This is a genomic window from Avibacterium sp. 20-129 (genome assembly GCF_026226845.1).
In the GTDB taxonomy this organism is placed as follows: domain Bacteria; phylum Pseudomonadota; class Gammaproteobacteria; order Enterobacterales; family Pasteurellaceae; genus Avibacterium.
In genome coordinates, this window is the sequence record NZ_JAKKOE010000001.1 from 349,347 (window position 1) to 362,556 (window position 13,210).

Annotated in this window: 12 protein-coding genes and 1 other RNA gene; 9 read left to right on the forward strand and 4 right to left on the reverse strand. The window is 39.4% G+C overall.

Features of this window, described 5'->3' with window-relative positions:
* Positions 1–108: 108 nt before the first annotated feature.
* The 4 genes from L5B90_RS01545 to yfbV all read right to left on the reverse strand — a co-directional run bounded on the left by L5B90_RS01545 (position 109) and on the right by yfbV (position 3,310).
* Positions 109–681 (reverse strand): UbiX family flavin prenyltransferase, encoded by a 573-nt coding sequence (locus L5B90_RS01545; RefSeq protein ID WP_250364511.1) that lies wholly within the window; start codon positions 679–681, stop codon positions 109–111.
* Positions 681–2,192 carry an amidophosphoribosyltransferase gene (gene purF / locus L5B90_RS01550; protein WP_250350293.1) on the reverse strand — a complete coding sequence of 504 codons (1,512 nt, stop codon included), beginning with the start codon at positions 2,190–2,192 and terminating at the stop codon, positions 681–683. The genes L5B90_RS01545 and purF overlap by 1 nt, the downstream gene beginning before the upstream one ends.
* A 12-nt stretch (positions 2,193–2,204) precedes the next feature.
* Complete coding sequence (locus tag L5B90_RS01555) at positions 2,205–2,705, reverse strand: CvpA family protein (RefSeq protein WP_250350294.1); 501 nt, start codon at positions 2,703–2,705, stop codon at positions 2,205–2,207.
* Between the two features lie 164 nt (positions 2,706–2,869).
* Entirely contained in the window at positions 2,870–3,310 is a 441-nt protein-coding gene (yfbV, locus tag L5B90_RS01560) for a terminus macrodomain insulation protein YfbV (protein WP_250364510.1), read from the reverse strand.
* A gap of 257 nt (positions 3,311–3,567) precedes the next feature.
* On the opposite strand from yfbV, the gene L5B90_RS01565 reads away from it, so the two are divergent.
* The 9 genes from L5B90_RS01565 to L5B90_RS01605 all read left to right on the forward strand — a co-directional run bounded on the left by L5B90_RS01565 (position 3,568) and on the right by L5B90_RS01605 (position 13,209).
* Positions 3,568–4,770: an acetate kinase gene (locus tag L5B90_RS01565; RefSeq protein WP_250350296.1), complete on the forward strand. Its 1,203-nt coding sequence runs from the start codon at positions 3,568–3,570 to the stop codon at positions 4,768–4,770.
* A gap of 65 nt (positions 4,771–4,835) precedes the next feature.
* Positions 4,836–6,974, forward strand: a complete 2,139-nt coding sequence (gene pta, locus L5B90_RS01570; protein WP_250364509.1) for a phosphate acetyltransferase — start codon at positions 4,836–4,838, stop codon at positions 6,972–6,974.
* 367 nt (positions 6,975–7,341) lie between these two features.
* Positions 7,342–7,977 (forward strand): hypothetical protein, encoded by a 636-nt coding sequence (locus tag L5B90_RS01575; RefSeq protein WP_250364508.1) that lies wholly within the window; start codon positions 7,342–7,344, stop codon positions 7,975–7,977.
* A gap of 105 nt (positions 7,978–8,082) precedes the next feature.
* Positions 8,083–8,449: a transfer-messenger RNA gene (ssrA, locus tag L5B90_RS01580) on the forward strand.
* A gap of 198 nt (positions 8,450–8,647) precedes the next feature.
* Positions 8,648–9,847 (forward strand): tyrosine-type recombinase/integrase, encoded by a 1,200-nt coding sequence (locus L5B90_RS01585; protein WP_265761948.1) that lies wholly within the window; start codon positions 8,648–8,650, stop codon positions 9,845–9,847.
* Between the two features lie 680 nt (positions 9,848–10,527).
* Positions 10,528–10,731, forward strand: coding sequence for a helix-turn-helix transcriptional regulator (locus L5B90_RS01590; protein ID WP_265761949.1), 204 nt, complete (start codon positions 10,528–10,530; stop codon positions 10,729–10,731).
* A 2-nt stretch (positions 10,732–10,733) separates the two neighbouring features.
* Positions 10,734–11,396 carry a hypothetical protein gene (locus L5B90_RS01595; RefSeq protein ID WP_265761950.1) on the forward strand — a complete coding sequence of 221 codons (663 nt, stop codon included), beginning with the start codon at positions 10,734–10,736 and terminating at the stop codon, positions 11,394–11,396.
* A gap of 57 nt (positions 11,397–11,453) precedes the next feature.
* On the forward strand, positions 11,454–12,170 hold the full coding sequence (locus L5B90_RS01600; RefSeq protein ID WP_265761951.1) for a GPO family capsid scaffolding protein: 717 nt from the start codon (positions 11,454–11,456) through the stop codon (positions 12,168–12,170).
* A 16-nt stretch (positions 12,171–12,186) separates the two neighbouring features.
* Positions 12,187–13,209: a phage major capsid protein, P2 family gene (locus L5B90_RS01605; protein ID WP_265761952.1), complete on the forward strand. Its 1,023-nt coding sequence runs from the start codon at positions 12,187–12,189 to the stop codon at positions 13,207–13,209.
* The last annotated feature ends 1 nt before the right edge of the window (position 13,210 follow it).

Sequence of the window (13,210 nt, forward strand, 5' to 3'; positions counted from 1 at the left end):
AAGCCTTTGCTTTAAGCAGCAATAACCATAGTAAAAAGCCCTATATTATTCAATAGGGCTAAAGGATTTTCAATGGGATGCTCAAGAGAGAAAATCGCCCTATTACGCTTATTCTCCCCAACGCTGAAATAAATCTTGCTCAAGCGTAATACCAAATTGATCGCAAAGACGATTGATACTCTGATTGATAATATCATCAATACTTTCAGGGCGATGATAAAAGGCTGGCATTAAAGGCATTATGGTTGCCCCAATTTCTGCTGCTTGGGTCATTAAGCGTAAATGGCCTAAATGTAACGGCGTTTCTCGCACGCAAAGAAACAACGGCTTACGTTCTTTTAAACAAACATCTGCCGCACGAGTGATGAGATCATCGGTGTAACTGTGTGCAATACCTGACAAGGTTTTAATTGAACAAGGCAGAATCACCATTCCCAATGTGCGGTAAGATCCCGAAGAAATGGCGGCGCCAATATCGCGAATATCATAAGTTTTATCGGCCAAAGCACGTACTTGTTGAATGCTATAATCGGTTTCGGCACTCAAAGTTTGCTTGGCGGCGTTGCTGATAATTAGATGGGTTTCAAGCTCAGGAACGTTTTGCAACACGCTCAATAGACGTATGGCATAAATCGCTCCTGAAGCACCCGTTATGGCAATAATTAAACGTTGTTTGGTCATTAGCTCTCGTTGTGCATTTCAAGATTAGTGGCGTCTTTCTCACGCTTTTTCTTGGCACTATCATTGCGTAAATCGGCAATATGATCAAGATATTCTGGTGTAATGTCGCCTGTTACATAATGCCCTGTGAACACAGAACAATCAAAATCTTTAATTGCTGGATTTTCTTGTTGGACAGATTGGGTTAGCGCATCAAGATCTTGGAAAATCAATTTATCCACGCCAATCAGTGCCGCAATTTCGTCCACTTCTCGTTGATAAGCAATGAGTTCGTGTTTTGTTGGCATATCAATGCCGTACACATTAGGATAACGAATTTCTGGTGCGGCTGAGGCGAAGTAGATTTTTTTCGCCCCTGCAGCACGCGCCATATCAACAATTTGCTCTGATGTTGTACCACGTACAATCGAATCATCTACTAATAGCACGTTCTTGCCTTTGAATTCAGAAGAAATGGTATTGAGTTTACGCCGCACTGCACTCACTCGCTGAGTTTGCCCGGGCATAATAAAAGTGCGTCCTACATAGCGATTTTTTACAAAGCCCTGACGATAAGGCTTATTCAAAATATGGGCAATTTGTAAGGCAATATCATTTGACGTTTCTGGTACGGGGATCACCACGTCAATGTCTAACGTTTTCCATTCACGCGCAATTTTTTCGCCCAGATATTTACCCATATGCACACGCGCAGCATAAACAGAAACCCCATCAATATTGGAATCTGGACGGGCAAAATAGACGTATTCAAAAATACACGGCGTCAATTTTGGATTATCCGCACATTGCTGTGCATAAAATTTGCCGTCAAAGGTGATATAAACCGCTTCTCCCGGCTGAATATCACGTACAAATTCAAAACCAACCACATCAAGTGCGGTACTTTCTGAGGCAAAAATGTATTCTGTTTTGCCATTTTCTTCACGTTTTCCTAGCACTAAAGGACGAATCCCATTCGGATCACGAAACGCAACCATTCCGTGTCCGATAATCATTGCCACACAAGCATAAGCACCACGAATATCATTATGTGTTGCTTTAATCGCGTGAAAAATATCTTCGGGCGAAAGGTGTTGGGTATAAATATGATCAAGATGATAGGCTAGGATATTAAGCAAAATTTCTGAATCTGAATTGGTATTCACGTGGCGGCGAGCGCGTTCGTATAAGGTCTTTTTCAGTTGTTCAGAGTTCGTTAAATTACCGTTATGAACAAGGCTTAAGCCATAAGGTGAGTTTACATAAAAAGGCTGCGCCTCAGAAACACTGGAACTGCCCGCAGTCGGATAACGAACGTGCCCAATGCCAGCATTGCCTTGCAAACGTAGCATATGTACTTGCTGGAAAACATCACTTACCAGCCCATTTGCCTTACGTAAACGGAAGCGATTTTCATCATCAATAGTGACAATTCCTGCTGCATCTTGCCCTCGGTGTTGAAGAACCGTTAAGGCATTATAAATTGCTTCATTGACAGGGCTTGTCCCCACTATACCGACAATACCACACATTCGTGTTATCCCCTATTGAGTTAATGTTGAGTTTAATAAACTGGAATTTTCCTGAATTTTTTGAAAGAACCATTCCACAATAAAGCCAAAGTGCGGGATTAATTTTGATTCTTTCCACACATCACTTTGACTAAAGTTAGTAAAGGTATCGACAAAGAATAAGAGTGCCGCAACAATCAATACCCCACGTAATAAGCCAAAACAGCCACCTAATACACGATCTGTGCCAGACAACCCGGTTTTATCTACCAGTTGGCTAATTAAATAATTCACAATTGCCCCAATGATTAAAGTGGCAATAAATAAGATGGCAATGGCTACGCCATTACGAATATAGCCTGATTCAATTTGAGTTAAAAAGTTGGCAACATAAGGATAAAAATGATTTGCGACCAAAAAAGCGACAACCCAGCTTGCAAGGGACATCACCTCACGCACGAAACCACGCAAAAGGCTGACAATAATAGAAAAAGCAATAATTCCGATAATAATAAAATCTAAATAATTGTTCACGAAAATAATCTCTACAATAGATAGGATATTTATGACCGCGCTATTCTAGCAAAAAACGAAAACGTTTGCGTAGCATTATTTGCAGTTTTTTATCCTAAAGGTTAAAAAGTGCCGTACTATATCACTCGCTTTTAGCGGGATCAACAAAGCACATATTAAGAGCATTATAAGGATTGCCAAACGTCTGCGGGCAATTTTTGTGCTGCCTTTTTTAGTACGAATGCGAGATCTTGATAAGTCGGTTTCTCTGGTATCTTGACACCACTTCCGACTTTTTCTAACTGCTGACAAATTTGCAAAAATTGCACCGCACTTTGTTGAGGCAATGGTGTTTTCGCACGCTTGCCGAGCCAATAAAGCCCTTGCAAAGGTAAACACAAAGAAAAAAGTGCTGTTAATATTGTTGCCGCCAGCGCCACCATATCCCCTTTGGCGTACATTTGTTGCCACACCAATGCAAACACTGCCAAAAATGGCATCAACTTTTGTGAAAACTGAGTGGCTTTAATTACGCGATTTTCGGGGAAAATCATTCCCAATTTAGGCATTAATGGCCAAGTGTCGAGATATTGTTGTCCTTGTTGAAGTGCGGTGAAAAATTTCATTGTTTTCCTTGTTATGCTGAACGGTAATCAATTTGGGCATTATAGCCCATTCTTTTCCTTTCTCTTGGGTTTATTTTTTATAAAAAAATTTTAATTTTTAATCATTTTTTTGATAAATATCGTATTTTTTCTGCCTTGAGAATTTATTTTATTGAGTGAACAGTGTATCCTATGCAAGATCTAACGACTTTTATATGTCGCTCCGTTTAGGCTATTTTAGACGGATTCCTTTTAACTTAATTAAAGATAGGTTACTTATGTCTCAAAAATTAGTTCTCGTACTTAACTGCGGTAGTTCATCACTTAAATTTTCAATTTTAGATCCGGTAACGGGTGAAGAAAAATTATCTGGTTTAGCAGAAGCATTCCATTTACCCGATGCACGTATTAAGTGGAAATTACACGGTGAAAAAGGCAATGCCGAATTAGGTGCTGGTGCGGCACACAGTGAAGCGCTTGCATTTATTGTGAACAATATTTTCCCACTCGATCCATCATTAAAAGATGAAATTGTAGCAATTGGTCATCGTATTGTTCACGGTGGTGAAAAATTCACTTCTTCTGTTGTCATCAATGATGAAGTGATTCAAGGTATTAAAGACGCGATCCAATTTGCACCATTACACAACCCAGCTCACTTAATTGGTATTGAAGAAGCGTTCAAAATGTTCCCGCACTTAAAAGATAAAAACGTGGCGGTTTTTGATACAGCATTCCATACAACAATGCCTGAAGAAGCTTATCTTTATGCAATTCCTTATTCTTTATATAAAGAGCACGGTGTTCGCCGCTATGGGGCGCACGGTACAAGCCATTACTATGTAAGCCAGCAAGCCGCTGAGCGTTTAAATGTGCCAGCGGATCAAGTTAATGTGATCACTTGTCACTTAGGTAACGGTGCCTCTGTAGCTGCCGTTCGTCACGGTAAATGTATTGATACGTCAATGGGCTTAACCCCATTAGAAGGCTTAGTGATGGGGACACGTTCTGGTGATTTAGATCCCGCAATCATTTTCTACCTACACGACAATCTAGGTATGAGCGTTGAGGAAATCAACACTCTATTAACCAAAAAATCAGGGTTATTAGGTTTAACAGAAGTCACCAGCGACTGTCGTTATGCCGAAGACAACTATGATGCAGAAGCCGCAGCAAAACGTGCATTAGATGTATTCTGTTACCGTTTAGCAAAATATATCGGTTCATATATGGCTGTGATTGGTGAGCGTTTAGATGCTATTGTGTTTACTGGCGGTATTGGTGAAAACTCAGGACTTGTTCGTGAAAAAACCTTAGCGCATTTAACACTCTTCGGTTATAAACTAGATAACGCTAAAAATCTTGCTGCTCGTTTTGGTAACGAAGGTGTGATCACCGCAGACAACACGCCTGTTGCAATGGTGATTCCAACAAACGAAGAACTTGTTATTGCACAAGATACTGCAAAACTTTGTATCTAACGTTATAAACAGACTGCCGAATCATTCGGCAGTTTCTTTTTCATTATTTAACCTAAAGGTTTATTATGTCTCGCACAATTATTCTTATTCCGGTGAGTGCTGGCGTTGGTTTAACCAGTGTTAGCCTTGGTTTAATTCGTTCACTTGAAGAAAAAGGCGCAAAAATTGGTTTTATGAAACCAATTTCACAACCAAATACTGGCGAAGATAAACTCGATCGCAGCACCTCTATCGTTCGTACTAGCACCTCTATTGAAACTGCTGAGCCGTTTATGCTGAGCGTAGCGGAAAGCTTGATTGGTCAAAATCAATCTGATGTTTTATTAGAAAAAATTGTTGAAAATCATCAACAATTAGCTAAAAACAATGAAATTATCATTGTTGAAGGATTAATTCCAACACGTAAACATAGCTATGCAAACAGCATTAACTATGAAATTGCCCAAGCCTTAGATGCAGAAATCATTCTTGTGGCTGCCCCTTCAACAGAAACGCCAGCTCAGCTTAAAGAGCGTGTAGAAGCCGCTGCTTCACAATTTGGGGGTAAAAATAACAAAAACTTATTGGGTGTCGTCATTAACAAATTTAATGCACCAATTGATGAATCTGGTCGTACTCGCCCTGATTTAAGTGAAATTTTTGACGCTTATCAACATAGTCATAACAACGTGGCTGAAGTATATAACTTATTTGAAAAAAGCCCAATCAAAATACTCGCTTGTATTCCTTGGAATGCAGAACTTATCGCCACCCGTGTCATTGATTTGGTAAAACATTTAGGCGCAGCCATTATCAATGAAGGGGAAATCCAGACTCGCCGTATTCGTAGCATTACTTTCTGCGCAAGAAGCTTACCTAATATGGTTGAACACTTCCGTAATGGTAGCTTGTTAGTCACTTCAGCTGATCGCCCTGATGTGCTAGTTGCCGCCGCCCTTGCAGCAAGCAGCGGTATTGAATTAGGTGGCTTGCTTTTAACTGGTGGATACAAACTAGATAGCCAAATTAAAAAACTTTGCCAACCTGTTTTTGAAAGTACAGGATTGCCAATTTTCCGTATTGAAGGGAATACTTGGCAAACCGCCCTTGCATTACAAAGTTTCAACCTTGAAGTACCTGTGGATGATAAAGAACGTATTGAAAGCATTAAACAATACACAAGCCAACAATTTGATACTGAATTTGTCAATTCAATTGTGGCCGAATCTTCTCGCCAACGTCGTTTATCGCCACCAGCTTTCCGTTTCCAATTAACCGAATTAGCACGTCAAGCGAAAAAACGTATTGTCTTGCCTGAAGGGGACGAGCCACGCACAATCAAAGCGGCTGCACTTTGTGCAGAACGTGGTATTGCAGAATGTGTACTTTTAGCTAACCCAGCTGACGTTCAGCGTGTTGCTGAAGCCCAAGGTGTACAACTAGGTAAAGGTATCACAATCATTGATCCTGCGAGCGTACGTGAAAACTATGTAGCACGTTTAGTCGAATTGCGTAAAAATAAAGGAATGACTGAAGCACTCGCACGTGAACAGCTAGAAGACACCGTAGTACTTGGTACCATGATGTTAGAAGCAAATGAAGTAGATGGTCTAGTTTCAGGTGCAGTACACACCACAGCAAATACCATTCGTCCACCAATGCAAATTATCAAAACCGCACCGGGTAATTCTATTGTTTCTTCCATCTTCTTTATGCTATTACCAGATCAAGTGCTTGTTTATGGTGACTGTGCAGTAAACCCAGATCCAACCGCAGAACAGCTTGCCGAAATTGCAATTCAGTCCGCCGATTCTGCGAAAGCCTTTGGTATAGATCCGAAAGTGGCAATGATCTCCTACTCTACAGGCACATCTGGTAGTGGTGCAGATGTAGAAAAAGTGAAAGAAGCAACACGTCTTGCTCAAGAAAAACGCCCTGATCTTATTATTGATGGTCCATTACAATATGATGCGGCAATTATGGAAGATGTAGCGCGTTCTAAAGCACCAAACTCACCAGTTGCAGGTAAAGCGACAGTATTCGTATTCCCTGATCTAAATACTGGTAACACCACCTATAAAGCGGTACAACGCTCTGCAGATCTCGTTTCTATTGGTCCGATGCTACAAGGTATGCGTAAACCAGTAAACGACCTTTCTCGCGGTGCATTAGTCGATGATATTGTGTACACTATCGCACTAACAGCAATTCAAGCTACGCAATAACAAAAACTAAGAAAAAATTGACCGCACTTTAAATCTGCACTTTAACCTTAAAATAAGCGTTAAGTGCAGATTTTTTTACATCAAAATTTTCTGTCTAAAACGCATAACGATGATAAAACAACCACATTAAGCTATAAAATTCATCATTCGTAAAAGTTCCATTCTTTACATAAAATAACAATCTATTATTTAAAAAATATCTTTTTATTTAATTTCAATAAGTTAAAAGCATCATCTTAAACATTGTTAAAATTAATACGTAAAAAAATGTAAATAGTAGTTTATTTTTCCACATTTTTGTTACAGACTATGCACCGCAAACGTGGGGTTTGTATCTCATTATTGAATTATTTATTTAGGAGTAAAAATGAAAAAATCATTATTAGCCGCATTAGTATTAGGTGCAACTTTAACTGTAACTGGCTGTTTCGATAAAGAAAGCAAAGTTTCAGCACAAGTTGAAAATGCAAAATCAAGCGTTTCTGAAGCAAAAGACGCTGTAGCTCAAGCAGCATCAGATGTTAAAGATGCAGCAGTTGAAGCTGCAAAAGATGTAAAAGACACTGCAGTATCAAAAATTACTGAAGCTAAAGATGTAATTACTGAAAAAGCAAGCTCAATGGCTGACGCAGCAACACAAAAAGTGACTGAAATGAAAGATACAGCGGCTGATAAAGTAACTTCTATGGCTGATGCGGCTACCCAAAAAGCAGCTGAAATGAAAGACGCAGCAGTAGAAAAAGTAACTGGTGCTAAAGATGCAGTAGCAGAAAAAGCGGCAGATGTAAAAGATGCTGCCGTAGAAGCAAAAGATGCCGCAGTAGAAAAAGCAAGTTCAGTAGTTGATTCAGCAGCACAAAAAGCAGCTGAAGTAAAAGATGCTGCAATGGACAAAGCCGCAGCGGTTAAAGATAGTGCGGTAGAAGCAAAAGATGCTGCAGTAGAAAAAGTAACTGAAGCGAAAGACGCCGCAGTTGAAAAAATTGAAAGTTTAACTAAATAATTTAGTAATATCAGTGATAACTAGAAAAGGCTAGTATATTTCTAGCCTTTTTATTTTATTTCTCTTTAAATTCAATCAATTCCTTGATAGAATTAACCAAATTTTGGGGCTGATTCTGGATTCGACGGGATTAGCGAAGCCCAAGGTGCACGTCGAGGTGCGGTTGGCCTCGTAAATAAACCGCAAAAAAATAGTCGCAAACGACGAACAATACGCTTTAGCAGCTTAATAACCTGCTCATAGCCTTCTCTCCCTAGCTTCCGCTCGTAAGACGGGGATCAAGAGGAGTCAAATCCAAACGAGATCGCGTGGACGCCTCCGCTTGAGGATCGAAGCGTTAAATTGAATCAAGCTAGCTTAGTTATCGCGTGTCTGTCCGCAGTGATTAAGTGAAATTAAAGACTAGACTAAGCGTGTAGTACTGAAGGTAGAGTAATTTCGGACGGGGGTTCAACTCCCCCCAGCTCCACCAATTCTTTGTTTTTTAGTGTTTTCTGTGTTTTTTCTGTTTTGACAATTCAATAAAATCAATTATTTAGCTGTTTTTATTGTTTTTGTTGTTCACCTTAGTTTTTAGCGATTGTTCCCTCATTGTTCCCTCGCCTGTTTTTGGGCGAAAACGAGGGAACAATTAGAGATAAATTTATTGTATTTCAAAGGCTTAAAAACTATGGCTAGCATTAAACTTACCGACAAAATTATCCGTTCTTTATCCCCTGAGCAATTGAAAGGGGATACTATTGAAAATCTCTATATTAAGGCTAATAAGGCAAGCGGATCTTATAGCTGGTTCTACATATTCACCAATCCAACCAATAAGCGGCAACGCCCTAAAATTTCTTTAGGTCGTTATCCTACTCTTTCTTTTGATGAAGCTCGTAAAATCGCGCTTGAATATAATTCACTCGTTAAACAAGGCATTGACCCACGAAATTACAAAGCGGAACAGGAAGCAAAAGCAGAAATAGAAGAAATGACCTTTCAGCAGGTAGCCGAACTTTTCCGCGAATATAGACGGGAAAGCGTGAAAGATGTTGATGATTGTATGCGGCGCGTTGAGCTGTATATTTACCCTAAATTTGGCGATATACCACTTAATAAAATCACGTTAGCAGAATGGCACGCCTACTTAAAGCCAATGGAAACAGCGAAGAATAACACCATTAAAAAAGTTGCAGGAACATCAAAACAGATTTTAGATTATGCGTTAGCGTGCGGATATATTAGCCACAATCCTTTAACAACATTGCGGCAATCATTCAAGACGGTAAAGGCAAAGTCACATCCGACTATTCCGCCTGAAAGATTACCGGAATTTTTGCGTGATTTATGGCTTTGTAATTCATTTGCATATACAAAAAATTTAGTTGAATGGCAGCTTTTAACTACAACAAGAGCCAATGAAGCTGTACGTGCAAAATGGACTGATATTGATTTTGAAAAGAAAATATGGACGATTCCCGCCGGTAAAATGAAAGCAGGCAAAGAGCATATCATTGCACTAAATGAACAAGCCATAAAGCTTTTAGATGAACAAAGAAAGTTTACGGGGAATCATAAATATATTTTTCATAGCTTTAGAAGTAAAACAAATCATCAAAGTAGTCAATCAGCGAATAATGCGATCAAGAATATGCACGAACAAAAATATAAAGGCGTGCTAACTTCTCACGGCTTGCGCTCGATTTTTAGCACCTATATGCACAGTTTACACGATCCTTTAATTCAGGGCGATTATATTGAAGCGTGCCTTGCTCACCTTGTTGGCAATGATGTTAGTCGAAGTTATAACCATTCAAATTATGCAACGCAAAAGCATTATCTAATGAAAGTATGGGGGGAATATATTGCGAAATGTAAGCACCCCTAAGCAAAATCTTATTTATATTTATGAGAATTATTCATAATCAAAAGTTTTGATTATTTATAACTGTATTTATATACAGCCATAAAAACGCTATGAAACGCCTATTTTACGGCGTTTCTCTTAGCTTAGTGTTATTACATATTTTTTATTTTCCCTTCTTAGCGCGCTTCTAGTTGCGCTAAATGCCGGGAAATGCACGGCTGAAAAATCGCTAGCATATCCTCGCCCCGCCCGCGCATTAAATGTAGTGTTTTCAACGCAAAATGCGTTGAATGTTCAAGATAAGCCCTATCTAGTATGAATTAAATTCATAAGCTAAATTTCTTCAACGCAAATCAACGCAAGAAAACGCATTTTTTCACCTTTCTTTTTTTTATTTTCAAAAAGTTTTTCTATTTTTATCACTTTTATCACTTTTATCACTTATTTTTTATCAATTTATTGATTTATAAAGAAAAAATAAGAAGTGAAGTTAAGTGAAGTTTTCCAAAATTCAGTGATAAAAGTGAACTATTGAAAATCTTAGCAAAAACCAATAGACAAAATTCCAATCGTTAAATGGCATATTTTGTGAAATAGCGACCCACAATCTGAATAAATAGCCTTTTTTGGTCTTACTTGTAACATACAGGGCATAGACAGAAACGCCCCGAAACATAGGGAAACAAGAAAATGAGTTAAAAATGGCAAGTGAACGATTTTTAAAATGCGAAGACGTGATAGCACTAACAGGATTGCCACGCAGTAGCATTTACAAGCGGATGAACGCAAATACATTTCCGCAAAAGATAAATTTAGGCGGTCGGCGCGTGGTATGGCTAGAAAGCGAAGTAAAAGAATGGATGAATCAGCAAATAGACAACAGCAGAAGCAAAGGGAATCAATAGCAATGCAAATCAAAATTGACGAATTTCAACAAGCAAATGCAGATTTTTCAGCGGGATTATACCAGCTTGAGAATTTAGAAAAAGAAATTGAACGACAAGAAAAAATTATTCAAGCCCTAGATGTTGAAATTGCCGAATTATCCAATGCAGAACAGCAGAGCGGCGAAAAGCCCAATTCTGAAGAATTTATCAAGGCTTATAAAAAAGCCCAAGAAGCGCAAAGTAAACGGGCTGGCATTGCTCAATTTATTCAGCAATTACAACACAATAAGCAAATGTTGCTTTTGGATCTAGCAGAGAAGAAACAACATCTAATTAATGCCTATTCTTCCTTATTAGAAGCCCGTGGCGAACAAATTTTTGATGAAATTATTGCGCAAATATGCCAGCCATTGGCTAATGCGTTGTTAGCGATTAGCCAATCAATCACATTTAAGAACGACTTGCGCCAACGTGAAAACATCTTGCGCAAAACGATTGACCCAATGGATTTTTTACTTTCGCAATTTATGCAAAAACTTGAAGAAAGCGGCGTTAAATATCTTAACCAGAAAGATCCAACGATTGCAGCATATCAGATAAATGCAGCGCAATTAGATCAGATTCCTGATATTTCACCAATTAAAGCTAAGCAAATGCGCGAAGCCTTAAAAAGTGGATATTAACCCCAAGAACGAATGTTCCGACATTCTTTTGATTAACTAAAATGAGATTTAAGCAAAATGGCTAAACAATCACAATTTTTCAGAGTTGCCAAAGCTGGCGCAACCACAGACGGGCGAAAAATCAGCCCTGAATGGATCGAACAGATGGCAAAAAATTATAACCCTAAAACCTATCAAGCACGCATTAGCATTGAACATATCAAAGGTTTACACCCGAATAGCGATTTTCGCAATATGGGCGACGTGTTAGCCCTGAAAACAGAGAAAAAAGGCAACGATTTATATTTGCTTGCGCAAATTGCCCCAACAGATGAATTAATCGCTTACACCAAAGCAAAACAAAAGAATTTTACTTCAATCGAAGTAAATCCAAGTTTTGCCGATACAGGCGAAGCCTATTTAGTTGGTTTAGCGGTAACCGATAATCCCGCAAGCCTAGGCACGGATTACTTAGAATTTGCTGCGAAACATCACAATGCGAATTTATACGCCGCACGCAAATCAGATCCGCAAAACCTTATCACAGAAGCGATCGAATTTTCCGCCCAATGGCAAGAAGTACCAGATCCGCAGCCTGAACTAGGTATTCAACACTTTAATAGCCTACTGGCTGAAATTCAGCAAATGCGCGCAGAAAATGCCGCAATGCGTGAAACCGTAGCTTATATAGAAGCCCAGTTTAAGCAGCTGGAAAATCAACCGGCACCCAATTATAAGCCTCGCCCACGCGTAGCAGGTGAAGGCATTCCGAATTCCGATAAATTCAGTTTTTAATACAAGGAAATTAACAATGAGAAACGAAACCCGCAACAAATTTAACGCATACCGCGAAGCGGTTGCAATGGCAAACGGCTTAACCGTATCCGATACTGATAAAAAGTTTTCCGTATCGCCAAGCCTACAACAAACCCTAGAAACCAAAGCGCAGGAATCTTCATCATTTTTGCAAATGATCAATATTGTTCCAGTTGCAGAACAGCAAGGCGAACGCCTAGGATTAGGCGCGGCAAGTACCTTAGCTAGCACCACAGACACCAGCACAACAAACCGCGAAACGCAAAGTATCGCTAACATTGATAACATTACTTATCATTGCCAACAAATTAACTATGATTCACACTTAACTTATGGGCAATTAGATCAATGGGCGAAATTCCCAGATTTTGCGGCACGCATTGCCGAAGTGAAGCAACACCGCATAGCGCTTGATCGTATTATGATTGGCTTTAATGGCACAAGCCGCGCATCAACATCAAACCGCGCAACTTATCCATTATTGCAAGATGTGGGCATTGGTTGGCTAGAAAAAATCCGCACCCAAGCCCCTAAACGCCATATGAAAGAAGTCGAAGAAGACAGCGGCAAGATTTATATTGGTAAAGGGCAACATTATCAAAATCTTGATGCGCTTGTTTTTTCAGCCGTAACGGATATTTTAGAACCTTGGTTTCACGAAGATCCGCAATTAGTGGCAATTATGGGGCGTGATTTATTAGCAGATAAATACTTCTCACTTATCAACAATAACAGCGACAAAGGCACAGAACAGCTAGCCAATGATTTAATTATCAGTCAAAAACGTGTAGGCGGCTTGCCAGCTATCCGCGTGCCATCAGTGCCAGCGGGAACAATCCTTATCACCCGCTTAGATAATCTTTCCATTTATTTCCAAGAAGGGGCAATGCGCCGCACCATTGTAGAAAATGCCCAACGTGATCGCGTTGAAGATTATCTTTCAAGCAATGATGCTTTTGTTGTGGAAAATTATGATTGTGTTGCCTTATTGGAAAATATCGAATTTAAGGATAAATAAC